A 23,758-nucleotide genomic window follows, 5' to 3' on the forward strand; every position below is an offset into this window, starting at 1 on the left:
GCTTTAGTTAGCCACCGGCTTGGCAGCGTGGCGGCCGTCGGATACGCCGCGGAGGTGAGCAACGCGGGAAGGCTCAATGTTGAGGGCGCGCAGCTCGTCATCGGTCAGGGAAGCGTAGACGTTGCCAACGGTCTTCTGCTCGTATGCCCAGTCCGGCTCCTCGTGGCCCACCGGCTTGTTACGGGCGGTCAAGGTGCGTACCTGGGAGAGCTTCGGCTGCAGAGCGTAAATGACCAAGCCGAGGGCGATGAGGACTGCCAGGGCGATAAGCCAGACCGTCTCTACGTGGCCCTTGTGGTTACCAAAGTTATAAGCAAGCAGGAACGCGACGGACGTCCAGCCGGCGATCTGTACGCCTGAGCGGCTGATGCGGGACCAACCGAAACCTGCGGACGGGACGTCATCGGTGGATACGCCGTCGAAAACCTGCGATGCCGGCTTGTGGGAAGACACTTGCTCTCCTTTGCGTGTACATGCGGCCCGCCCTGGTTAGAACTAGTTGCGTGAGGCGAGCGCACGAAAATGCCAGTTATTCTGTGTAGTAGTTTAAATGATTCAGCCGATAACCGCGATTAAACACCCCCGCCTATCGCTATCGGAGCGCACAGGACTCCGACTAGGGGTGACCGGCTAGGGTTGAGAGGGTGAGTACCCAACGCATTCTTATTCTCGGCTCTACTGGCTCGATCGGCACCCAAGCTCTGGACGTTATCGCGGATAACCCGGATAAGTTCACAGTCGTAGGCATTGCCGCCGGCGGCTCCAACCCGCAGCTCATTATCGAGCAGGCTCGTGCCCTCAACCTTTCGTTTGACCACGTGGCCGTCGCCAAGCCCGATGCGGCACGCACCGTCTCCGAGGCCCTCGGTGGCACCGTGCTCTCCGGCCCAGATTCCGCAGAGCAGCTGGTCCGGGCCATCGATGCGGATAAGGTCCTCAACGCGCTCGTCGGTTCAATGGGCCTAGCCTCCACGGTCGCGACTTTGGAAAAAGGCGAGCTTCTAGCGCTGGCGAATAAGGAATCCCTCGTCGCCGGTGGCTCCATCGTGACCCGCCTGGCGGGGGAGGGCCAGATCATTCCGGTGGATTCCGAGCATTCCGCCATGGCGCAATGCTTGCGCGCGGGCAGTGATGTGGAGCTTGATCACCTTGTGCTCACCGCTTCCGGTGGTCCCTTCCGAGGCTGGACCCGCGAGGAGATGTGGGATGTCACCCCGCAGCAGGCTGCCCAGCACCCAACGTGGTCGATGGGGCAGATGAACACCCTGAATTCCGCCACGCTGGTCAACAAGGGCCTGGAGCTCATTGAGGCCACGCTGCTTTTCGACGTCTCCCCAGAGCGCATCGAGGTCACCGTCCACCCCCAGTCAATCGTCCACTCGATGGCGACGTTTACCGATGGCTGCACCATCGCGCAGTGCTCGCCACCGTCGATGAAGCTGCCGATCTCCCTCGCATTGGATTGGCCGCGCCGCGTACCGGGTGCCCAGCCGGCGTTGGATTTTTCCACCGCGCATGACTGGCATTTCGAGCCGCTGGATGATGAGGCCTTCCCGGCCGTTCGCTTGGCGCGCGAGGTTGCCGCCGCCGGAGGTACCCACGCTGCCGTGTACAACGCCGCCAACGAGGAGGCGGCCGCGGCCTTCTTGGCAGGGCGCATTCACTTCCCGGAAATTGTTGACGTTGTCAGCCACGTCGTGGATCAGGCCGCGCAGTTCGCTGGTGTACCCTCTAGCGTCGATGATGTCCTCGCCGTGGAAGGCGAGGCCCGCCGTCGCGCCAACGCGATGGTGGATTCGCTCGCTCGTTAGAAAGCCCCCTAATCTATGGCAAATGTCCTCGGCATAGTTCTCTTCGCCTTGGGGATCGGCATCACCGTTGCCCTGCACGAGGCCGGTCACATGTTTACCGCTCGTGCCTTCGGCATGCGCGTGCGCCGCTATTTCATCGGCTTCGGTCCGCGCGTTGCGTCCTTTACACGTGGCCACACTGAGTATGGCCTCGCTGCCTTCCCAGTGGGTGGTTTCTGCGATATCGCAGGCATGACGGCGCAGGATGAGTTCCTCACGGAAGAGGAAAAGCCCTATGCCATGTACACGAAGCCGGCGTGGCAGCGCATCATCGTGCTGGCCGGCGGCATCACCGTCAACCTGCTTTTAGGATTTATTATCCTGCTGCTCATCGCCATGACGACGGGCCTGCCCAACCCAGACGCGGATGTGCGCCCGCGCGTTGGCGAGGTGTCCTGCGCGGCGAATCAGAAGGCCGATGGCGAGCTCGAACCGTGCCAGGGAGTAGGCCCTGCTGGTGAGGCGGGCGTGGAACCTGGGGACATCGTTCTCGCGCTGAACGGCGAGACCATGGACTCCTTTGCACAGCTTCGCGATACCGTCATGAGCTACCCCGGTGACACTGTCACCCTCAAAGTCGAACGCGATGGCGAGCCGCGTGACTTCGACATCACACTTGCTACGGTGACTCGACTCAACGGCGAGGGGCACCTGGTGGAGGTCGGCGCCATCGGCATGAGTAACCAGGTAATTGACATCAGGGAGACCTACTCCTTCGTCGACGCCTTCCCGGCGACCGCCCGCTACTCGGGCTATGCGCTCAACGCCACGGTCCAAGGAATCGCGCAATTCCCAGCGAAGATCCCGGGCGTGGTGGCCTCCATCTTTGGGCAGGAGCGCGACGTTAACGGACCAATGTCCGTGGTGGGAGCCTCCCGGGTGGGCGGCGAGTTGGTCGAGCGGAGCCTGTGGTCATCCTTCTTCATGATGCTGGCCACCCTCAACTTCTTCCTCGCGCTATTTAATCTCATCCCACTCCCGCCGTTCGACGGCGGCCATATCGCCGTCATTATTTATGAGAAGATCCGCGACGCCCTGCGCCGCCTCATGGGCAAGGACCCGAAGGGGCCCGCGGATTACACCAAGCTCATGCCGGTGACCTATGTGCTGGCTTTCCTCCTCATGGCGGTGGGTGCTCTCATCATGATCGCGGACGTGGTTAACCCAATTCGGCTGTTTGGCTAGTGATCCACCTGCGGTGCGCGGTGCTAGAGTAGGGGCGTTAAAACCCAATTAGCAAGGAGCACACATGTCGACCCCTATTGGTCTTGGAATCCCCGACGGCCCGCCTCCCACCTTGGCGCCGCGCCGCAAGACGCGTCAGCTCATGGTTGGCCAGGTGGGCGTGGGCTCTGATCACCCGATTTCAGTGCAGTCGATGACCACGACGAAGACGCACGACGTTAACGCCACCCTTCAGCAGATTGCACAGCTGACCGCGAGCGGCTGCGACATCGTTCGCGTTGCCTGCCCGAAGACGGTTGATGCGGAGGCTTTGCCAGCGATTGCGCAGAAGTCCCCGATCCCGGTGATTGCCGATATCCACTTCCAGCCCAAGTACATCTTTGCCGCCATCGATGCCGGCTGCGCTGCGGTGCGCGTCAACCCGGGCAACATCAAGGAATTTGATGGCCGCGTTAAAGAGGTTGCGAAGGCCGCCGGTGATGCCGGCATTCCGATTCGCATCGGCGTCAACGCAGGCTCCCTGGATAAGCGCATCATGGAGAAGTACGGCAAGGCCACCCCGGAGGCTCTCGTCGAATCTGCGTTGTGGGAGGCCGGCCTCTTCGAGGAACACGGCTACGGCGATATCGCCATTTCCGTCAAGCACAACGACCCCGTCGTCATGGTGGAGGCCTACCGCCAGCTCGCCGCTCAGTGCGACTACCCGCTGCACCTCGGCGTCACCGAGGCTGGCCCGGCATTCCAGGGCACCATCAAGTCTTCCGTCGCTTTCGGCGCCCTGCTCGCCGAGGGCATCGGTGACACCATCCGCGTGTCCTTGTCAGCGGATCCGGTCGAGGAGATCAAGGTCGGTGACCAGATCCTGCAGTCCCTCAACCTGCGCCCGCGCAAGCTCGAGATTGTTTCCTGCCCTTCCTGTGGTCGCGCACAGGTGGACGTCTACAAGCTCGCCAACGAGGTCACCGAAGGCCTCGACGGCATGGAGTTCCCGCTGCGCGTGGCTGTCATGGGCTGCGTGGTCAACGGTCCGGGCGAGGCCCGTGATGCCGACCTCGGCGTGGCCTCCGGTAACGGCAAGGGCCAGATCTTTGTCAAGGGTGAGGTCATCAAGACCGTTCCCGAGTCCAAGATCGTGGAAACGCTCATCGAAGAGGCAATGCGCCTAGCTGAAGAACAAGGCCTGGAAGCCGTAGAGGGCGCCAAGGCTGAGGTCCGCGTTACCAAGTAACCCACCTGCGGTGTGGGGCGGCCGTCTAGCCGCCCCAGGCTGCTACGCTGCCCAAGCATGAAGAAGTTCGTGGCGCTGCTCGGTGCGGCAAGCATCGCGGCGTCGTCCTTGGTGGGATGCACCCCCAAGCCGGTGTCCGCACGTCCAGTCGCTGAGCAATTCCTGGAAGACATGGAAACCCGCAATAATGAGGACTTGGCGCAGCTTGTCGATGATGGCAGCACAGCTACGAACACACTCGACGCAACCTTCGCGGGCCTGCAAGCCGAGGGACTCGACGTCGAATTGACCGGGGTTGATCAACAAGAGGCCCAAGCCACCGCGCACTATTCGGTGACGTGGACCCTGCCTCGCAATCGTTCCCTGCGCTATGACACCTCGATGGCCTTAACGCGCAAGGAGAAAGACTGGACGGTGCGCTGGCAGCCCAGCATTATCCACCCCGATCTCGGCGCGCACCAACACCTCGAATTGCGCTCAATAGCCCCGAAACGCGCCGGCGTGGTCTCCTCCGATGGGGTGGAGCTCATGTCTCCGGGCTTGCAATACCGCCTCGTTATCGATACCGACGCCGTAGACGACTCACGCCCCGTCGCCGCGAAAGTATCCGGCGCGCTGAACCAGGCTCATCAAGAGGATGATTCCATCCCGGAGATTGACTCTGGTGAACTTGCCAAGAACCTCGAAGAGGTCGATGGCTCTTATTCGGTCGCCATGCTCAACGAGGGGCAGGCAGCGCGGCTGCGCCCAGTTCTGGAGAACCAGAAGGGGATTCGTTTTAACGAGGAACCGGCGCTCATCACGCGCGATACCGGCTTGGCCCCGGACATCCTCGCCCGCGTGCGCTCCATGGTCTCCGAGGAGGTCGACGGAACAAATGGATGGTCCGTTTCTGTTGTCAACGAACACGGAGCCGCGCTTTCCGACGTCGAGCATCACGAACCCGAGGCAGCTCCGTCGATCAAGGTATCGCTGGACTATGACGTCCAGCGTGCCGCGCAAGAAGCCGTCAATCAGCGTGCTGAATACGAGGCCATGCTCGTAGCCATGCGCCCTTCGACCGGCGAGATTCTAGCCGTGGCCCAAACCCCGGAGGCAGATAAGAAGGGCGATATCGCCCTCCAAGGCCAGTTCCCACCGGGTTCGGTGTTTAAGATCATTACGGCCTCGGCGGGCGTCGACAAGCAAGGCCTTTCCCCAGACTCTATCGTTCCGTGCCCCGGCACCATGGAGCTGTATGGGCGCACCGTCACCAACTACAACGGGTTCTCCCTTGGCTCGGTGCCGCTGCGCCAAGCCTTTGCACAATCCTGTAACACCACTTTTGCGCAGATCTCTACGGATCTGCCGAAGGGTGAGCTACGCGATGTGGGCAAACAATATGGTCTGGGAATTGACTATGAGGTGCCGGGCTTATCGACGATCACCGGCTCCGTCCCCGAGGGCGAGACACCCCTCGAGCGCACGGAATCCGGTTATGGACAGGGCCTCGACCTCGTTTCTCCCTTCGGCATGGCGCTTGTCTCTTCGACGGTTGCGGCGGGCAAGACCCCGACGCCGACGCTTATTGAGTCACGTGAGACCAAGGTGTCCGAAAAGGTCCCCGCGCCCAGCGAGGAGACCTTGACTCAGGTGCGGGACATGATGCGCCAGGTGGTGGCAAGCGGTACTGCATCGGGGATGCAGGCACAGGGCACCGTCTACGGCAAGACCGGTGAGGCGGAGATCAATGGTGGCTCGCATGCCTGGTTCACCGGCTACCGCGACGACGATATCGCTTTCGCAACTCTGGTTGTTCTGGGCGGTGGTTCGACAATTTCGGTTAACATCACGGACAATTTCCTGCAGCGCCTCGACGCCCTCCGAGCGGAAGGCCACGGCGAGGTTGCCCCCGCACAAGAGCAGTAGCGCGTCGAAGCCAGCGCGCCTGTGGTGTCCTTTGTCGGGCGCTGGGGAAGAGGGCTACCATGAGTAGTTATGACTAAGCGCGCGATGCTGAAGCAAGAAAAAGATACTCCAATCCGCAAGGTACCGAAGGACATTGAGCGCCCGGAGTACGTGTGGAAGGACTCGGTTCAGGAAGCCCAGGGCGAGCCATTCGTGCAGACCCCAGAGGTTATTGAGGCCATGCGTGAGGCCTCCCGAATCGCCGCCAATGCCCTCCAGGAGGCAGGAAAAGCAGTGGCGCCTGGCGTGACCACGGATGAGATCGACCGCGTGGCGCACGAGTACATGTGTGACCACGGTGCTTACCCGTCGACTTTGGGCTACCTGGGGTTCACGAAGTCCTGCTGTGTCTCCCTCAATGAGATTGTCTGCCACGGCATTCCGGACACGACGGTGATTGAGGATGGAGACATTGTCAATATCGACGTCACTGCCTTTAAGAACGGTGTCCATGGCGATACGAACGCTACGTTCCTTGCCGGCAACGTCACCGAGGAACACAAGCTGCTGGTTGAGCGCACCAAAGAAGCGATGATGCGCGGCATTAAGGCCGCGAAGCCCGGCCGTGAGATTAACGTTATTGGACGCGTGATTGAGTCCTACGCTCACCGCTTTGGCTACAACGTGGTCACTGACTTCACCGGTCACGGCGTGGGCCCCACCTTCCACAACGGGCTGGTCGTGCTGCACTATGATTCCATGACCTACCGCGACATCCTCGAGCCCGGAATGACCTTGACCATCGAGCCGATGATTAACCTGGGCTCGCTGGACTATGAGATTTGGGATAACGGCTGGACCGTCCAGAACACCGATGGCAAGTTCACTGCCCAGTTCGAGCACACCATCGTCATCACCGATGATGGCAACGAGATCCTCACCTTGCCGGACGAGGCCTAGCGTTTAAACGTCGAGCGTTTAAGCGCCGAGCGCTTAAACCTAGCCAAGATGAAACAAAGCCCTCCGCCTGCCGTGCGATACACGGTGAGGCGGAGGGCTTTGTGCTGCCAGCAATGAACGTGACTAGAAGGAGGCGTTCTTGATGGCCTGGCCAACGTAGTCCGGAATCATGCCGGAGAACACAGCGTAGTTGTAGGCGGCGACAGCGGAGGAAACAGCAGCAGCGGCAACCATAGCGATGGTGCCACCACGCCAGAGGTCCAGCCACTGCGGAACCTGGGACGGGTTCTTGGTGGAGCCGAAGGCGTCAGCACCCTTACCGGTGATGTTGCCGTCGGTCACGCCGCCCAGCTTGGAGGAGAGGGAGCCCTTGCCCTCAGAGGAGAGCGCGGAGGACATCTCGGAGGAGGTAGCGTCCTTCTGGAGCTCCTCCTGAACCTGCTGCTCGGTCAGGCCGGAGCCCTCAACAGCCTCAGCGGCGGAAGCAACGGTGGTGCCAGCGAAGGCGATGGTAGCGGCGGTTGCAGCAGCAACGGCGGCGGTGCGGAATTTACGCATCTTGAGAAAAGCCTTTCAGAAAGTGGGTTAGAAGGGGAAGGGGAGAACTACATGCCGTACTTGAGGTAGTTCAGTGCCGGGCCAACCAGACCACCGGCGATGGTGATGATGGTGGCGACGATACCGATGCCGGCGAGGGCCTGTGCCCACTTCGGCTCACCGGAGATCGAAGACTTCTGACCGAAGATGTTCTGAGCGTTTGCTTCCTTGTCCGCGTCGAGCGCCTTGCCCAGCTCGGAGGAGCCGCCTGCCTTCTGGGTGCCCTGCTGCTCACCAGCGGTTGCGGAAGAGTTGGTTGCAGAATCGTTGCTGCTGCCCTCTGCAGCGGAAGCAACGGTGGCGCCGCCGAATGCAACAGCGAGAGCGGTAGCACCGGCAATGGTGGCCTTGCGAATGCGCATAGTGTGAGTCCTTTTAAACCTCGTAGGAACTGAAGTAACTATAGGGTGCCCCAAGTCACTTGAGCGATTCTAGCGTAAACATTGGCAGGATTCACGGAATTCGCATCATTAGTATGCGTGCATATCCCGCTTAAAGCGTCCCAGCTACTCAGCACTGGGCCCAAGCATGCAAAAGCGCCCATCCTCACGACAAGAGGATGGGCGCTATTGAAGTTCGCTGAGTTAGTCAGCGTACCCGCAACTTAATTAGCGGCGGAAGATCGGATCCAGCAGGTGTGCCGGAACGATGTTGTTGTACACAGCGAAGTTGTAAGCGCCGATGATAGCGCCGATGACGGAGGAGACACCCAAGGTGATAACGCCCGTCTTCCAGTTGGAAGCCCACTCCGGCATCTTCGGGTCGGTCTCTTTGCCCCACATATCCTCGCCGGTGACCTTGTTGTCAGGGGTGACGACAAGCTTGCCGTTCTCGTCCTTTTGCCAAGCGCCCCACTTATAGCCCAGCTCGGACAGGAAGCTGGAGGAAGAGGAGGAGTCCTTGTTGGTGTCCTTGGCCGAGGAGGAGTCCTCGTTGGAGTTCTCGGTCGAGGTGGAGGTGCCCTCGTTGGTGTTTGCGGTCTCTGCGGAGGCAACGACGGTGCCGCCGAAAGCTACGGTGACAGCGGTGGCAGCAGCAACGGCTGCAGTGCGGAAGTTACGCATTGTGAAAATTACCTTTCGGAAGTTTTGGTGAAGCCGTGTGGCTGTTGCTTAGAAGGACGGGCCGTGTACGAAGAAGTTGTATACGGGGCCGATGATGGTGCCGAGCAGAGCAGAGACGCCAGCAGCAACGGTTACACCGTAGAGGACCTTTGCCCACTCCGGCTGCTCGGAGAAGCCATCCTTCTTGATGCCGAAGATGGCAGTGCCGTCGGCTGCCTGGTCGCTCTCAAGACCCTCGATGTTGCCAATCTTGGAGGACAGGGAAGGCGTGTAGTCCTCAGGGGTGGTGTCGGCTACGCCGCCCGGGCCGGTCTTAGACTGGCTCTTCTTAGACTGGCTCTGCTTCTCAACGGTGACGGTGTTGTCGCCCTGCTCAGTGGTCTCAGCGGCGAAAGCAACGGTGGAGCCGCCGAAGGCAACAGCGAGAGCAGTAGCGCCGGCGAGGGCTGCATTGCGGATACGCATATCAAAAGTCCTTAGTGTCGTACGTGCAAGGCCTCCGGTTGAGAGGTCTTGATTTACAGGGATAGGGATTAGTTTGGTATCCCCAAAACACACTGAGCCGGTAGAGAGTATCGGCTCGTTCCGGTGTCCGTAATTAACCTAGCCAACGGTCAGGCAAAATGCACGTCAGTTGGAGCGTTCTTTTATGCACTGCCAGCAATCACCCCCGAAATGGGTGAGTTTCTTAAAGGTTGCTGGCAGATGTTGTTGGCGTTAAGACGTGCTTGTAGTGGCGTTCGGTGGGAATGGTGGAAATAGTTTAACGCCAATGTGAGAAAAGTCACACAATTCGATGTAACTTTCACTCTAGCCACTCTAGTCCCAAAACGGCGTTCTCCACTACTTCTGGCAGTGCCGGGTGGATCCAATACTGTGAACGGGCGAACTCGCGCATGTCGAGGTCGTAGCTCATCGCGGTGATCAATTGCTGGATAAGCGTGGAGGCCTGTGGACCCATGATGTGGGCGCCGAGGAGCTTGCCCGTGGCCCGGTCAGCTACCAGCTTGCAGATGCCCGTCGAGTCTTCCATCGCCCAGCCATAGGCAACGTCGCCAAAGTTTTGCACCTTTACAGTGACGTCATAGCCCTCCTCGCGGGCTTGTTCCTCAGTGAGTCCGACCGTCGCAATCTGTGGGTGCGTAAAGATGGCAGAGGGTACGTGCTCGTGGGGCATGGGCTGGAGATCGTCCGGGTGCAGCAGATTGTGCTGCACTGCTCGTTGCTCCGCATTGGCCACGTGCTTGAGCATGTACGGAGATGAAACATCCCCGAGTGCCCACACACCCTCGCAGGTTGTACGGCCAAACTCGTCGACCTTGATTCGACCGTCCTCGTGCATCTCAATGCCGCTGGCAGAAAGGTCCATCTGGTCGCCGTTGGGTTGGCGGCCGGTGGCAACGAGGATGGCTTCTGCCTCCACGACGTCCCCGCTATCCAAGGTAAGGCGTACGCCGTCTTCGGTTTCATCGAGCGCAGTGGCGGTGCCGATGCGGACGTCGAAGCGCTTTCGTGCGAGGTCGTTGAAGCGGGAGCTTAGGTCCTCATCGAGGAAACGGAGGAATTTCTCCGAGCGGTTGACCACGGTGACGTCGGTCCCCAGGCCGTCGAAGACGTGAGCAAACTCCATGGCGATGTAACCGCCACCTACCACTATGAGGCTGCGCGGCTGCTTCTCAAGCCGCATGATGTCTTCATTGGTGTGAACCGGGGCAGTGGCGCTGGCATACGGCTCGGGTAGCACGGGGCGTGAACCGGTAGCGATGACTATATTGTCACCGGTGATGATGTCCTCACCCGCCTGCAGGGTCTTCGGTCCGATGAACCGTGCGTGCTGATCAAAGACTGTAATATTGGGCGTTTCCTCGCCACGGCGGTACTCTTCGCCGCCCTGGGCAATCTGATCAATTCGGTTGTGGAACACGCGCTTGACGATGCCCTCCCAATCCACAGCATCCACGTGGGCGCTGAGCCCAAGGCGCGTGGCCTCGCGCGCGGCGAGCGCAACGTCGGCGGCGTAGACGTACATCTTCGTGGGGATGCAGCCTACGTTGAGGCACGTGCCGCCGAACGTTCCCTTCTCAATGATGGCGATGGATTTATCGTCAAACTCGGGAGAGGGTATTGAATTTCCCGAACCTGTGCCGATGATGACGAGGTCAAAGTGCTGTGCGGAAGTCATGCCGATCATTCTAAAGGTTGACTAGCCGCAAACCGTGCAGGCTTTTAGGAGCGCGAGGCGCGGGAGGTTAATCCGTCTCAAGTGGTGCTACTGTCCTCAACCATTTCGCCGTGGCGGAGAGGGCGTCTTGTAGCGGCTCGGGACGCGAGAGAAAGAGATCGTGGCGCCCATTGTTGACAACGTGGAGCGTGTAGCGAGCACTGAGTTCCTTGGCCCAGCGCTGGCTTTGCTGTACATCAACGACAGTATCGGCGGTATTGGAGGACTCGCTGTATGGCCGGTTGAGCTCGGAGCGTCCAGAGGTCATAGTGAGCAGCGGGAGCCCAACGTTGATGCGGCCGGAGTGGATTGCGTCGAATCCACGGAAGACTGCGGCAACCCAACCCAGGAACTTTGGGTGTCCGCCTAGCGGCTTCAGGCGAAGATCGAAGTCCCAGTCGCCCTGTTCCCCGGAATGGACCGACTCCCCATAGGTTGTGAGGTCACCGGCGGGTATTTCGAGTCGTGGGGCGATGGCAGCGCCGGCATAGATAACGTGCTTGAGCGTCTCGTAGGTTCCATTCGGTATTCCCATCATGGCTAGCCAGGGGCTGTTGAACACGACACCAGCGATGCGGGCGAAACGCTCGCGATCTTGGCGGCGAAGGCGATCGAGCCAGAGCGCGGTGATGGTGCCGGCGGTGGAGTGGCCCATGATGATGACACGCTGGTTGGGGATGGCATCGAGAGCCGCATTGAGATCAGCGTCGTAGTACTGCAAGTCGCTGATGTAGTGCCAGGTCTGACCGTCCCGTCGAGAGCGTCCGCACTTGCGCAGATCGAGGGCGTAGAAGGCATAGCCGAGCTCATAAAAATACCGTGCCACGTGGTCATGGAAGAAATAGTCTGTCATCCCGTGGACCCACAGTAAGGCGGGGCGATCATCATGGGCGTCGCCGCCGGGGCAGTAGCGCACGAGCGTCGCGCAGACATTGCCTTCGCCGTCAGGGTCGGTGCCGAGTTCGAGTGGAGCGGCCTGGAAGTCGGGGCCGAGGATATCTTCTGACCATTCGAGTTCGTTATGCGTCATGGGATTCATGATAGGTCGCGCGGCCAGATGCGTCCGGCAGAGCGGAGCGCTGACGGGAAACACCCTGCACCACAAATGGGGTAACAGATTCGAATTCGGGCATTTCTTTTTTCAGGAATGCCTATTTCGCAATAAGGGGCGTAAAGTGGAATTAATGCTTGACGGACCTTCCGCAGGGGTGGTCTGTATGCCAGCTTGGACCCTAGCATCGTCGAGCGCTTTCTCACCGCGCCCTGTGCACCCACATGTGCGGGGCATTTGACCACATCGAATACATCGACTTAAAGAGGTAATAAGTACAGTGTCCTCCGATAAGAAGACAGCACAAGTAGTAGACGAGGTTGAGGTCGCACTCATTGGTGCAGGTATTATGAGCGCCACCCTCGGCGCCATGCTGCGTGAGCTCGAGCCCAGCTGGACCCAGATGGTCTTCGAGCGCCTGGACGGCCCTGCGCTTGAGTCCTCCTCCCCGTGGAATAACGCTGGTACTGGCCACTCCGCGTTGTGCGAGTTGAACTACACCCCGGAGAAGAACGGCCGCATTGATGTTTCCAAGGCCATGAACATTAATGAGAAGTTCCAGGTTTCGCGCCAGTTCTGGTCCCACCAGCTCAACAACGGCATTCTGACGGACCCGAAGGCCTTCATCAATCCAGTTCCGCATGTGTCCTTTGCACAGGGTTCCATCCAGGTTGACTACCTGAAGCGCCGCTTCGATGCGCTGAAGGACAACCACATGTTCCCGAACATGCAGTTCAGCGATGATGACGCTACCTTCCAGGAAAAGCTTCCTCTGATGTCGGAAGGCCGTGACTTCAACGCCCAGAAGGTCGCTATTTCCTGGACCGAAGTTGGTACCGACGTCAACTTTGGTGCCCTGGCGAAGCAGTTCTTCACCGCGGCTAAGGCAGCGGGTACCGAGATCCGCTACGGCCACGAGGTCGTCGATATCAAGCGCGATGGTTCCAAGTGGCGCGTGGTGGCAAAGAATCTGCACACCGGTGACTACGAGGCAGTCCACGCCAAGTTCGTCTTCGTGGGTGCAGGCGGCTACGCGCTCGACCTGCTGCGCAAGGCTGGGGTCCGCGAGGTTTCTGGTTTCGCAGGCTTCCCGGTTTCCGGTCTGTGGCTGCGTTCTAAGAACCCGGATCTGATTAAGCAGCACCACGCCAAGGTTTATGGCAAGGCTGCTGTGGGCGCTCCGCCGATGTCCGTGCCGCACCTGGATACCCGCGTCATCGATGGCGAGCAAGGCCTGCTGTTTGGCCCGTACGGCGGCTGGTCCCCGAAGTTCCTCAAGAAGGGCTCCTACCTGGACCTGTTTAAGTCCATTCGTCCGGATAACATCACCTCTTACCTGGGCGTTGCGGCACAGGAGTTCGGCCTGACCAAGTACCTGGTTACTGAGGTCCTCAAGGACTTCGACAAGCGCGTCGAGACCCTGAAGGAGTACGTCCCGAGCGCAGACCCGGCAGATTGGGAGACCGTCATCGCCGGCCAGCGCGTCCAGGTGATTAAGCCGGCGGGTGCACCGCAGTTCGGTTCCTTGGAGTTCGGTACCACCCTCATTAATAACCCTGAGGGCAACATCGCCGGCCTGCTCGGCGCTTCCCCGGGAGCGTCCATCACCCCGGCCATCATGGTGGAGTTGCTGGAGCGCTGCTTCGGTGAGCACATGATCCAGTGGGGCGATAAGATTCAGGAGATGATTCCTTCCTACGGCACCAAGCTCTCCAAGGACAAGAAGCTCTACAACGAGATGTGGGAGTACACGCAGAAGACCCTGCAGCTTGCGTCCAAGTAATTTCTCCTTTCGGCTCGTAGGTGCTTGCCTCGCAGGTAATTCTCAGTAACTGGCAGGGAGCGTCCAGTGCACCGGAACGCTCCACCAAGGAGAGCGCCCCATAATAATGGTGTGCGTTTGAGAGAGCGCATGCGAGAGAGATAGAGAGAACCCCAGCCGCGCGGGGCGGTCGGCCTGAGAAACCGACCGGGAGCGTGGTAGTGAAAGATAGAGACGCACCGCCGCCCCGAGACTCCGTTTCCTTTCCTACGGAGGCCTCGGGGCGGCGGTGTGTTTTCCTTTTTTCTCTTACGTTCCGCAGTAGGTGAGGTAGCCTTCCGTGCCACCCGGTTGCTCGTATTCTGGCGCGGCAGTAAAGGGACGCGTGGTGGCGTGAAGCAAGCGGGGGAATTCTTCAGCATCGCTCAGTGCGGCCTCGACCTGACGCGGGCGGGGAATCACGCGGGGCACGGTTTGCTTGAGAGACTCGAGGTTGGGGCCACTAGCACAGTAGGCATCAACAAATCGAGCGTCACCAAACATCTCATAGGCTTCTGCCGGTTCACCCGCCGCTGCGCTGACGAGACTGCGGTGGGCCTGCGTGAGATCCGGAGCGGACTGTGCAAGGGCCGCACTATAGTCCTGGAAGAGCTCGTCGGGAATCTGTAAACGGCTCGCGGCTTCGCGGCGGCGCGCCTTTTCATAGCGCTCGCCAAAGGAATTGATGGCCTCCTGAGCCCAGGTGAGGGCGGCGTTGGGGGAGACGTCGAAAAGCGGCAGCAGTGATTCCGCCAACCGCGCAAGGTTCCACCCCAGCATGTCGGGCTGGCGCCCAAAGCGGTAGCGACCCTGCGTATCGATGGAGCTAAACCAGGTATTGAGGTCATAGCTCTCCAAGAACGCGCACGGCCCGTAGTCAATCGTCTCACCAGATAGCGTGGTGTTATCGGTGTTCATCACGCCGTGGATGAAACCCACCTGCATCCACCCGGCAACCGTCGCTGCCTGTGCGTCCATGACGCGGGTAAACAGCTCTCGGTAGTCGGCGCCAGGGTAGTGGCGTTCAATGGTGTAATCGGCGAGCTGTTGGAGTAACCCGGGCACCTGCGAGTGCGCGGCGAAGTGGAAGGAACCAACACGGATGTGGCTTGCGGCAACGCGCACGAGAACGCCCGCTTCCTCCACCATCTGGCGCTGAATGGGACGGCCGGTCCCGATGACCGCCAGCGACCGCGTGGTGGGCACACCGAGGGCGTGCATCGACTCGGAGAAGAGATATTCACGCAGCATTGAGCGCAGCGTGCCGCGCCCATCAGAGCCATAGCGCGAATAGGGGGTTAGTCCTGTCCCTTTGGCATGCAGATCCCAGAGGCCCGTGGGGTTGTGCGCAGCGGTGGGGCCGGTGACTTCGCCCAAGAGCAGGGCGCGGCCGTCACCCATTGTCGGGTTGTATTGGCCGAACTGAAAGCCGGCGTAGGTCATTGCGTGGGGAGTAACTGGCCCGCGGCCGAGGAGAAACTCCAGGCCATCTTCGCTGCGCAGCCAGTCCGGGTCGAGACCCAGTTCGGTGGCTAGCTCTTCGTTGAGCACTACCATTCGCGCCGTTGGCTGTTCCTCGCCCCGGCTCGCCGTGACCATGTGGGAAAGGCGTTGGGCGAATTCGCTGCGTAGCTCGAAGGGGAGGGAGGCATCAGACATCGCGAGACTCCAGGGTTCCGCGCACGCGAACGTGGGCGTTGCCGCCGACCCAGATGTCATGACCGTCGTCGTTGATATAGACGTGGCCATCGCGCCCTACCTGGCGGCCTTGTGCCGCGGTATAGCGGGCAGGGACAGCGCCCTTGGCGCGCAGGAATTGGGCAGCTCCGCCGTTGAAGGAACCGGTGACGGGATCCTCGAATTGCCCGGTGATGGCGCGGACTTCATAAGCGGGGTGATTATCACCGGTGAGCCCGACCGCGCCCACTTTGACGCCCGGAGTGGGAGTGGGGCGAAGATTTTGCACGGCCTCGGCAGACTCGAGCTGGACTAGGCGCCAGCCGGGCCCGTTGTCTACCCAGCCGGAGTCAAGGATGCTGTCCTCGGCGATCCCGAGGGCGGCGGCTGCCTCAGCCCGCTCCTCATCACTTAGCGCCCCTTCACGCACCAAGGGCGGGGTAGCGAAGGCGAAGCGGCCTTCTTCCTGACGCACGGTGACTAACCCAACTCCGCATTCCTGAATCAGGGTGCCGTTCTTTCCGAGCAGTTCCGCCGCCACGCGTGCGCTGCCCAGCGTCGGGTGGCCGGCGAAAGGAAACTCCTCGTACGGGGTAAAAATCCTCACTCGGTAGTCTGCACGTGGATCCGTAGGCGAGCACAGGAAGGTTGTCTCCGAAAAGTTTGTCCAGTGTGCGATGCGCTGCATCTCTTCGGTGCTCAAGCCGTCGGCATCCGCCACCACAGCAAGGGGATTTCCCGTAAACGGCCCAGTGGCAAAGACATCTACTTCAAAGAATCGGTGCTGCATGAGGCTTAAGTCTAGTCGCACCGGTGAGCAGGGAGGTCTACGCTGGGCTGCATGAGCGAAGCACTCTTTAGCCGCGTCGAACCTATCCAGACCATGGCGGATGGGACCGTCAAACAGGTCAACCCCTTCTCCGGAACGGAGGTGTGGACGGTGCCGGGACGTGGAAACCGTCCGCTCTCGCGTCCGGCGAAAGATCCGCAGCCCCTGACGGCCGATGCCATGACGCACAGCTGTGCTTTTTGTTCCGGGCGCATGTTAGACACCCCGCCGGAAAAGTCCCGCATCCTGGCCTCGGGGGAGATCCAGCGTGGGCTCCTTCCGCACGAGCTGGACACAACCCAGCCGGTGTTTCGCCGGGTTCCTAATCTTTTTGAGATCGTGTCTTATGACTACTGGCATGAGAACTATGGCTTCACCATGGATCCAGACCTGGCTCAGCACAAGGAGAAGTACGAAGCCGATGAGGCCGGGCGCCTGCACGTACTCAACGTGGTGCGCACCAAACTCAAGGCCGCGGGCAAAGACGCCGCGCTGGGCGACGACTCCCTCCTCGCCCTCGCCGATGGCTTCTTCGGCGGCGGGCACGATGTCATCATCTCCTCGCGCCACTTCGTGGAAGGTGCGGTCGATGACAGCCAGCTGGCTTCCTCCGGCACGCTGAGCCCCGATGAGCACTTTCTGCTCACAACCTTCACCGCGGAATCAACGCGCGAACTCTACCAGCGAAACCGCTATGCCTCTTATGTCGCCGTGTTCCAGAACTGGCTGGCACCGGCGGGCGCGTCCTTCGACCACCTGCACAAGCAGCTCGTCGCGATCGATGCACTGGGCATGGCAGCCCAGCAAGAAAATGCGATTCTACGTGCACACCCCAACATGTACAACGATTGGGCAGTTGGGTATGCGGCAAAGCGCAACCTTGTTATCGCAGAGAATGACTATGCGGTCCTCTTCGCCGGCTTTGGCCACCGCTATCCCACGCTGGAGATCTTCTCCAAGTCGCCCCGCTGTGAACCGTGGGAACAAACACCTGGCGAAGTCCGTGGAATGTCGGATCTGATCCATGCTGCACACGCCGCAGTGGGGCCGGATGTGGCATGCAATGAAGAGTGGCACCACCGCCCACCCAGCGTGGATCTGCCGCAGCCGTGGCGCGTGATGATCAAGCTCAGGGTATCGACCTTGGCCGGCTTTGAAGGCGGCACGAAGGTCTACATCAACACCATCGATCCATGGGGCTTGCGTGATCGCGTCGTGGACGCCATGTTCCGCCTTCGTGAGCGCGGAAAGATTGCCTCCGGCATCTCTATCGCCACTGAGTGCGAGCTCAAGCGAAATAGTTTGCGTTATAACCCGCTGGTTTGAATAGTCCTCCTCCGCAGGCAGATAAATTGATAAATAGATAAATCGGCGGGCGTAGATAAATTGATAAATAGATAAATCAGACCACGAGCACCAGCTCGGCGCCGCGCAGTTCGGTGCTCATGCCTGCCTTGTGGGCTACGCGGGCGGCATCCTCGAGGGAGGAGACATTCTCGCCCTGGAGGGCGAGTACGCGAGCGAGTTCCCCCTTGTAGTGCTTATTGAAGTGAGAGACCACCTTGCGGGAGCCATCCTCCTGCACTGACTCCACGCGCACCGTGGAGGCTTCTTTGAGCTTGCCCAGCTGTTGGTAGGTGCCCGAGCGCATGTCGATGAGGAACTCGCCTGCGTCGATAAGCGCGCGCAGCTCATCGGTGATGGCCGTACCCCAGCGAGACTTGAGAGTCTTCCCGCCCAACTTGGTGCCACCTGAAAGCCGGTAGTGGGGGATGAGATCATCGGCGCGCAGCAACCCGAAGAGCGCATCACCCACAGCGAGGTGTTGACGCGCGGCTGGGGGAAGGGAAGGGGAATCGAGGGCGTCGTACAGCACGCCCGTAAACCGCTCCAGCGCGGGCATGGTGGGGGAGGACGCCAACTCGCGGTTGGACTCGGCTTCCCCGCGCAGCTTTTCCGAGAGCTTGAGCACCTTTTGCGCCTCGTCGAGGGGCAAAGAAGACAATTCAGCAGCGATTTCTTGGCGTATTGGATTCAGCGCGGGGAAAGAGAGCTCTTCCCAGTTGAGGGGCGCGCCGCTGCCGCCGTGTGCTTTGGTCTCAGAAGGAGGGAGGATGATCAGCATGGCTACATGCTAGCGATGTAGACTGAGCAACCATGATTACACGTCTTTCTGAGCTTTTCCTCCGCACTCTTCGTGAGGATCCGGCTGATGCCGAAGTCCCCAGCCACAAGCTTCTCGTCCGCGCAGGTTATGTGCGCCGCGTCGCGCCGGGTGTGTACACCTGGCTGCCATTGGGACTGCGCGCCATGCGCAAGATTGAAGACGTTATCCGCCAGGAGATGAACGCCATCGGTGGCCAGGAGATGCTCTTCCCGGCGCTGCTGCCGCGCGATCCTTATGAGCAGTCGAACCGCTGGACGGAATACGGCGATAACTTGTTCAGGCTTAAGGATCGCAAGGGCGCGGACATGCTGCTGGGCCCGACCCATGAGGAGATGTTCGCCACCGCGGTGAAGGATATGTACTCCTCCTACAAGGATTTCCCGGTCACGCTGTACCAGATTCAGACGAAGTACCGCGATGAGGAGCGCCCGCGCGCTGGCGTGCTGCGCGGCCGTGAGTTCACCATGAAGGACTCCTACTCCTTCGACATGACGGATGAGGGGCTCGATGAGTCCTATGCCCGCCACCGCAAGGCCTACCAGAACATCTTCGACCGCCTAGAGATCGATTACGCGATCTGCAAGGCCACCTCTGGCGCGATGGGTGGCTCGGCCTCTGAGGAGTTCCTCGCCGTGTCCGAGGTGGGCGAGGATACCTTCGTCCGCGCCACCGAGGGTGATTACGCGGCCAACGTGGAAGCGGTGGTGACCCAGGCGCCCGACGAGATTCCCTTCGACGGTCTGCCGGAGGCACAGGAGCATGAGACTCCGAAATCCGAGACCATCGAGTCCCTGGTGGAGTGGGCTAAGGGCGCCGGCATTACTGTCGGCGGCCGCGAGGTCACCGCAGCGGACACCCTCAAGTGCATGATGATCAAGGTGGCTGCGCCTGCGGCCGCTGAGGAAGAGAAGGAATGGGAGCTGGCCGCCGTTCTCATTCCGGGTGACCGCGAGCTGGATGAAAAGCGCTTGGAGGCTTCGCTGGAGCCGGTCGAGTTTGAGCTCGCCGGCGAGGGCGACTTCAAGAAGAACCCCTTCTTGGTCAAGGGCTACGTTGGCCCGCGTGCCCTCAACGCTCACGACGTGAAGGTTTATGCTGACCCGCGCGTGGTTTCTGGTACCTTCTGGATTACCGGCGCAGATGCCCCGCAGCGCCACGTCGTCGGACTGGTGGCCGGCCGTGACTTCACCGTGGATGAGTTCATCGAGGCCGCCGAGGTCAAGGAAGGTGACCCGGCACCGAATGGTCAGGGCACTCTGACCCTGGAGCGCGGCATTGAACTTGGTCATATCTTCCAGTTGGGCCGCAAGTACACCGAGGCTTTCGACGTGCAGATTCTCGACGAAAACGGCAAGCGCGCCGTGCCGACCATGGGCTCCTATGGCATTGGTGTCACGCGCATGCTCGCCGTGCTGGCGGAGCAGCGCCACGATGAGAAGGGCCTCAACTGGCCGGTGGCCGTGGCCCCGTACCAGGTGCACGTGGCCGTGGCCAACAAGGACGCCGCTGCCCTCGAGGCCGGTCAGAAGCTGGTGGAGGGCCTAGATCGCGCTGGCATCGAGGTGCTTTTCGACGACCGCCCCAAGGTCTCCCCGGGCGTGAAGTTCAAGGATGCGGAGCTGCTGGGTATGCCCTTTATCGCCATCCTGGGCCGCTCCTTCAAGGACGGCATCATTGAGTTGCGCATCCGTGGCGGCGAAACGCGTGAGGTCCCCGCAGACTCCATCGTGGACACCTTAACGGAGCTCATCCGCGGCTAGGTGCGTTAAGCGCGTAGGCTCGCGGGTATGAGTTCTCACCACCCCGCACTGACATATTCAATGGCTGCAGCACTCTCTGCCATGGGAGTGCTGCATTTTGCTAAGCCGAAGCCCTTCGAGTCCCTCATCCCGCCACAACTTCCAGGGTCGGCTCGCTTCTACAACTTCACCTCCGGCGCCTGGGAAGTGGTGACCGGTGCACTCCTGGCGAACCCATCGACGCGGCCTGCAGGCGGCCTTTCAGCCCTAGCTTTGCTCGCCGCCGTGTGGCCGGCGAACTTCTACCAGGCCTACAGGGACTTAGAAAGCGGCAAAGCATCAACCGGCAAGAAGATCTACCACGCGGTGCGTCTGCCGTTGCAGATTCCGGTCATGCGCTATGCCTGGTCGCTGTACGCCGAAAAGAACGCCAAACGTCGGTAGCTCAGGAAAATCGAGCCCGCGAGGGAGGAATTAAGCTGCACTGATGCGGTGAGATTGGGCGGCTACAGAAATAAGCCAGCTTCGCCATTCAGTATTGGGTGCCGCTTGGTCGGGCACCTCCTGTGAGGCGGCGGAGGCCCATGTCACCGTGTCACTATGCGCGACGTAGTCAAGGAACGTGCGCGCTGAGGCGGCGTCTACGGGCAGCTCACCGGAGGACGAGGTGTAGGCCGCTGCTGGCTGGGGCACTGGTCCGATTTTGGCTACTGCTTCTTGGAGCGCGAGGACGCGGTCCTCGTGCAGAGCGAGGCGCTCATCAACCAGCTCTTCGACGTCAGGTGTGACATAGGAACGAGCAAAGTCCAAGGCATACACCTGCTGGTATTCCCAGTCCAAGAGTTCGGTGGCGAGGTCAGCGTCATCCTCCGTCAGCTCCGGCACAGCGCCCGGTTCATCGGTGGAGCGGGCCTCCATTGCGATGGCTTGGGCGACGAGCAAGGGCCGAGATTCCGGGGAGACCGCGTCAAGCTGCTCTTCAATCGATGAAGAAGCTGCGGCAAGCACGGCAGCCGCATCAGTGGCCTCGTGTGCTTCACCCTCACGATTCACTTCGCAGGAGCGCGGAACGTGTCCTTCCTCGTCGCGGCCGCAGAGGCGCTCAATTTCGGAGTAAAGCTCGTCTGCGTGCTGCGCGCGCAGGGACGCGGCATCGGGATCGAGTTCCTGCAGTGCGTGGGCGTCGGCGCTGGCATCGTGAGCCAGAGAGGTCAACGTAGGGTCTGCATGGGGGCCAAAATAATCCACGATCGCGTCGGTGGCTTGGCAGCCGCCCAGCCAGGGGGCGGCGCAGACTAAGAGGGTGGGCACAACTACTCGGCGGTTCACGCGATAGACCCTACCCGGGTGTCCTAGTCTAGAGCGCATGGCATTCCCAACACCCGCGCAACTAACCGAAATCCTGCAGCCTGTCGCCGCCGCGCGCGGCCTCGACGTTGAAGACGTGAAGACCACTTGTGCAGGAAAGAAATCTCAGGTCATCATCCGTGTTGACGGTGACGAACGCCCAAGTTCCGATCTCATTGAGGAGCTCTCGCAGGAGATTTCGGCGCTCTTTGATGCACAGGAAGAGGCGGGCACCCTCAACTTTGGCGCGGGTTACACCCTGGAGGTGTCGACGCCGGGGGTGGACTTTCCGCTGAGTGCCCCGCGCCACTGGCGCCGCAACCAAGGGAGGCTCGTGGGCTACGCGCTCACCGAGGAACCTGGCACGACCCGCGTCGCCCGTATCGGAGCGCTGTCCGAGGATGAAGAATCCGTGGCGCTCATCACCACTGTGAAAAAGGAGGTGCGCTATCAGGTTGAGCGATTGGAAAATCTAAGCCGCGCAGTGGTAGAAATTGAATTTGCCCAACCTTCAGCTATGGAGCTGGAGGCGGCACAGCAGACGTTCGACTTCGCCGAGCAGAACTCGGCAACCCGAGAGGACTAACAAGTGAATATTGACCTAGAGGCACTTCGCACGATTCAGCGCGAGCGCGGCGTCCCGGTAAAGGACCTGCTCGAAGCGATTGCGGGTGCCCTTTTGTATTCCTACCTGGATCACCGTGCCGAGTCAGCCGAGACCAAGGCGGAAGGTACGAAGTCTCGCGTCGACATCGACGCCGATAGCGGTGCTGTCACCGTCGTCGTGACCGAGAGTGATCCGGAGACTGGAGAGGTCATCAGTGAATACGACGACACTCCCGACAACTTTGGGCGCATCGGCGCGCAGGCGGTCCGCGATGCCATCTTGCGTAAGCTGCGTGAGAATGAGGCGGAACGAACCTACGATTCCTATTCGGAGCTCACCGGAACGGTTGTGTCGGGCGTCGTCCAGCGCGATATTCACGCGAACAAGCGCGGCGTCGTCGTGGTGCAGCTGGGTACCGAACACGACTCGCAGGATGCTTTCCTGCTGCCCGCCGAGCAGCTGCCGGGGGAGAAGCTCGAGCATGGCGACCGCGTTAAGGCCTACGTCGTGGGCGTGAACCGCACCGGAGCCAAGGTGCAGATCACGTTGTCGCGCACTCACCCTGAGCTGGTGCGTGGCCTGTTCGAGCTGGAGGTCCCAGAGGTTGCTGATGGCTCGGTTGAGCTCATTGCTATCGCCCGCGAGGCTGGCCACCGTTCGAAGGTATCCGTGCGCGGTCACGTTAAGGGGCTCAATGCTAAGGGCGCGTGCATCGGCCCGAAGGGTTCGCGCGTGAGCAACGTGATGCGTGAACTTGGTGGTGAGAAGATTGACATCATCGATTTCAATGAAGACCCTGCCGTCTATGTGGGCAACGCTCTTGCTCCGTCAAAGGTCGTGCGCGTAGAAATCCTCGACTCGGAGGCGCAAGTGGCCAAGGTGACTGTGCCGGATTACCAGCTCTCGCTCGCAATCGGTAAGGAAGGCCAGAATGCCCGCCTCGCGGCGCGCCTGACTGGATGGAAGATTGATATTCACTCTGATGCCGCTCGCGATTAGCTTTCCGACGGGCCTGCGGTGGGATTAAAGGTTTGGCCCGTTTTCGCGTAGAGTAGACAACGGCCCACATGCAGGAATGCTGTGGCGCAGGAATAGTGGCGATACGACGTAAGGAGTTGGATGTCTCAAGGACAGCGGCTCCGCACGTGTATTGCTACGCGTCAAAAGCATCCCGACACGGAACTGCTCAGGGTGGTCGCCGATAGGGACGATCCTTCAGGACGCCGTGTTGTTCCGGATCCAGGCCGCCGCCTTCCCGGTAGGGGAGCGTGGATTAGACCGGATCTGGAAGCAGTAGAGCTGGCGGAGCGAACCCGTGCCTTCAGGCGCGCGCTCCGATTGTCCACAGACGTGGACACAGGTCACGTACGTGAGTACCTCGCTGCTCAGCAGCAGGTGCAGTCGGCGGGTAATCGCCCGTGCGACCCAGAGTTAAAAAGGAAGACCGAACACTGATGAGCGCACAACGATGAAGCAGCATCAGCGATGAAAGTCCATAGCCATTAACTAGGGGTCAAGCCGTGTTCCGCGGCCTTGGCTCCTAGAAAG

Annotated in this window: 23 protein-coding genes; 12 read left to right on the forward strand and 11 right to left on the reverse strand. The window is 60.6% G+C overall.

Annotated elements, in window-relative coordinates; translation table 11 throughout:
- Nucleotides 1-3 precede the first annotated feature (3 nt).
- Nucleotides 4-453, reverse strand: coding sequence for a DUF2631 domain-containing protein (locus tag HMPREF2967_RS09235; RefSeq protein WP_070533158.1), 450 nt, complete (start codon nt 451-453; stop codon nt 4-6).
- Between the two features lie 191 nt (nt 454-644).
- Between HMPREF2967_RS09235 and dxr the strand changes: the two genes are divergently transcribed.
- From dxr to map, 5 genes are all read left to right on the forward strand, one after another.
- Nucleotides 645-1,811, forward strand: coding sequence for a 1-deoxy-D-xylulose-5-phosphate reductoisomerase (gene dxr, locus HMPREF2967_RS09240; protein WP_070686157.1), 1,167 nt, complete (start codon nt 645-647; stop codon nt 1,809-1,811).
- A 15-nt stretch (nt 1,812-1,826) separates the two neighbouring features.
- A complete protein-coding gene (locus HMPREF2967_RS09245) occupies nt 1,827-3,035 on the forward strand; it encodes a M50 family metallopeptidase (protein ID WP_070686159.1) in 1,209 nt (402 codons plus the stop codon).
- A 64-nt stretch (nt 3,036-3,099) separates the two neighbouring features.
- On the forward strand, nt 3,100-4,263 hold the full coding sequence (ispG, locus tag HMPREF2967_RS09250; protein WP_070445607.1) for a flavodoxin-dependent (E)-4-hydroxy-3-methylbut-2-enyl-diphosphate synthase: 1,164 nt from the start codon (nt 3,100-3,102) through the stop codon (nt 4,261-4,263).
- 57 nt (nt 4,264-4,320) lie between these two features.
- Entirely contained in the window at nt 4,321-6,171 is a 1,851-nt protein-coding gene (locus HMPREF2967_RS09255) for a penicillin-binding transpeptidase domain-containing protein (protein ID WP_070686161.1), read from the forward strand.
- A 69-nt stretch (nt 6,172-6,240) separates the two neighbouring features.
- Complete coding sequence (gene map / locus HMPREF2967_RS09260; RefSeq protein ID WP_070533153.1) at nt 6,241-7,110, forward strand: type I methionyl aminopeptidase; 870 nt, start codon at nt 6,241-6,243, stop codon at nt 7,108-7,110.
- A gap of 123 nt (nt 7,111-7,233) precedes the next feature.
- Here the strand turns inward: map and HMPREF2967_RS13460 are convergent, their stop codons facing one another.
- From HMPREF2967_RS13460 to HMPREF2967_RS09290, 6 genes are all read right to left on the reverse strand, one after another.
- A complete protein-coding gene (locus tag HMPREF2967_RS13460; RefSeq protein WP_232770803.1) occupies nt 7,234-7,668 on the reverse strand; it encodes a hypothetical protein in 435 nt (144 codons plus the stop codon).
- Nucleotides 7,669-7,715: 47 nt separating this feature from the next.
- Nucleotides 7,716-8,069: a hypothetical protein gene (locus HMPREF2967_RS09270; protein ID WP_070686163.1), complete on the reverse strand. Its 354-nt coding sequence runs from the start codon at nt 8,067-8,069 to the stop codon at nt 7,716-7,718.
- A 246-nt stretch (nt 8,070-8,315) separates the two neighbouring features.
- Complete coding sequence (locus HMPREF2967_RS09275) at nt 8,316-8,771, reverse strand: hypothetical protein (RefSeq protein WP_070686165.1); 456 nt, start codon at nt 8,769-8,771, stop codon at nt 8,316-8,318.
- Nucleotides 8,772-8,819: 48 nt separating this feature from the next.
- Nucleotides 8,820-9,236: a hypothetical protein gene (locus HMPREF2967_RS09280; RefSeq protein WP_070686167.1), complete on the reverse strand. Its 417-nt coding sequence runs from the start codon at nt 9,234-9,236 to the stop codon at nt 8,820-8,822.
- Nucleotides 9,237-9,576: 340 nt separating this feature from the next.
- Entirely contained in the window at nt 9,577-10,962 is a 1,386-nt protein-coding gene (gene mtr / locus HMPREF2967_RS09285; RefSeq protein WP_070686169.1) for a mycothione reductase, read from the reverse strand.
- Between the two features lie 58 nt (nt 10,963-11,020).
- Nucleotides 11,021-12,022 (reverse strand): alpha/beta hydrolase, encoded by a 1,002-nt coding sequence (locus HMPREF2967_RS09290; protein WP_198531041.1) that lies wholly within the window; start codon nt 12,020-12,022, stop codon nt 11,021-11,023.
- A 301-nt stretch (nt 12,023-12,323) separates the two neighbouring features.
- Here HMPREF2967_RS09290 and mqo point away from each other — a divergent pair, with 301 nt between their 5' ends.
- Entirely contained in the window at nt 12,324-13,826 is a 1,503-nt protein-coding gene (mqo, locus tag HMPREF2967_RS09295) for a malate dehydrogenase (quinone) (protein ID WP_070686173.1), read from the forward strand.
- A 288-nt stretch (nt 13,827-14,114) separates the two neighbouring features.
- Here mqo and HMPREF2967_RS09300 read toward each other — a convergent pair whose 3' ends face one another.
- Nucleotides 14,115-15,503, reverse strand: a complete 1,389-nt coding sequence (locus tag HMPREF2967_RS09300) for a protein adenylyltransferase SelO family protein (protein WP_070686175.1) — start codon at nt 15,501-15,503, stop codon at nt 14,115-14,117.
- A complete protein-coding gene (locus HMPREF2967_RS09305; RefSeq protein ID WP_070686177.1) occupies nt 15,496-16,311 on the reverse strand; it encodes a PhzF family phenazine biosynthesis protein in 816 nt (271 codons plus the stop codon). Before HMPREF2967_RS09305 ends, HMPREF2967_RS09300 begins: the two co-directional genes overlap by 8 nt.
- 51 nt (nt 16,312-16,362) lie before the next feature.
- Here HMPREF2967_RS09305 and HMPREF2967_RS09310 point away from each other — a divergent pair, with 51 nt between their 5' ends.
- Nucleotides 16,363-17,676 carry a DUF4921 family protein gene (locus HMPREF2967_RS09310; protein WP_185963332.1) on the forward strand — a complete coding sequence of 438 codons (1,314 nt, stop codon included), beginning with the start codon at nt 16,363-16,365 and terminating at the stop codon, nt 17,674-17,676.
- A gap of 76 nt (nt 17,677-17,752) precedes the next feature.
- On the opposite strand, the gene yaaA is transcribed toward HMPREF2967_RS09310, so the two are convergent.
- A complete protein-coding gene (gene yaaA, locus HMPREF2967_RS09315; RefSeq protein ID WP_070686179.1) occupies nt 17,753-18,475 on the reverse strand; it encodes a peroxide stress protein YaaA in 723 nt (240 codons plus the stop codon).
- A gap of 32 nt (nt 18,476-18,507) precedes the next feature.
- On the opposite strand from yaaA, the gene HMPREF2967_RS09320 reads away from it, so the two are divergent.
- Entirely contained in the window at nt 18,508-20,277 is a 1,770-nt protein-coding gene (locus HMPREF2967_RS09320) for a proline--tRNA ligase (protein WP_070686181.1), read from the forward strand.
- A 27-nt stretch (nt 20,278-20,304) separates the two neighbouring features.
- A complete protein-coding gene (locus tag HMPREF2967_RS09325; protein ID WP_070686183.1) occupies nt 20,305-20,700 on the forward strand; it encodes a DoxX family protein in 396 nt (131 codons plus the stop codon).
- A 30-nt stretch (nt 20,701-20,730) separates the two neighbouring features.
- On the opposite strand, the gene HMPREF2967_RS09330 is transcribed toward HMPREF2967_RS09325, so the two are convergent.
- On the reverse strand, nt 20,731-21,585 hold the full coding sequence (locus HMPREF2967_RS09330; protein ID WP_070686185.1) for a hypothetical protein: 855 nt from the start codon (nt 21,583-21,585) through the stop codon (nt 20,731-20,733).
- A gap of 37 nt (nt 21,586-21,622) precedes the next feature.
- Between HMPREF2967_RS09330 and rimP the strand changes: the two genes are divergently transcribed.
- From rimP to HMPREF2967_RS12875, 3 genes are all read left to right on the forward strand, one after another.
- The gene (rimP, locus tag HMPREF2967_RS09335; protein ID WP_070686187.1) at nt 21,623-22,189 is read left to right on the forward strand and encodes a ribosome maturation factor RimP; all 567 of its coding nucleotides are present in this window, start codon (nt 21,623-21,625) and stop codon (nt 22,187-22,189) included.
- A 3-nt stretch (nt 22,190-22,192) separates the two neighbouring features.
- Complete coding sequence (gene nusA, locus HMPREF2967_RS09340; RefSeq protein WP_070533127.1) at nt 22,193-23,209, forward strand: transcription termination factor NusA; 1,017 nt, start codon at nt 22,193-22,195, stop codon at nt 23,207-23,209.
- Nucleotides 23,210-23,329: 120 nt separating this feature from the next.
- Nucleotides 23,330-23,665, forward strand: coding sequence for a YlxR family protein (locus tag HMPREF2967_RS12875; protein ID WP_083306427.1), 336 nt, complete (start codon nt 23,330-23,332; stop codon nt 23,663-23,665).
- The last annotated feature ends 93 nt before the right edge of the window (nt 23,666-23,758 follow it).

This window comes from Corynebacterium sp. HMSC059E07, assembly GCF_001814395.1.
Taxonomy (GTDB): Bacteria; Actinomycetota; Actinomycetes; order Mycobacteriales; family Mycobacteriaceae; genus Corynebacterium; species Corynebacterium hesseae.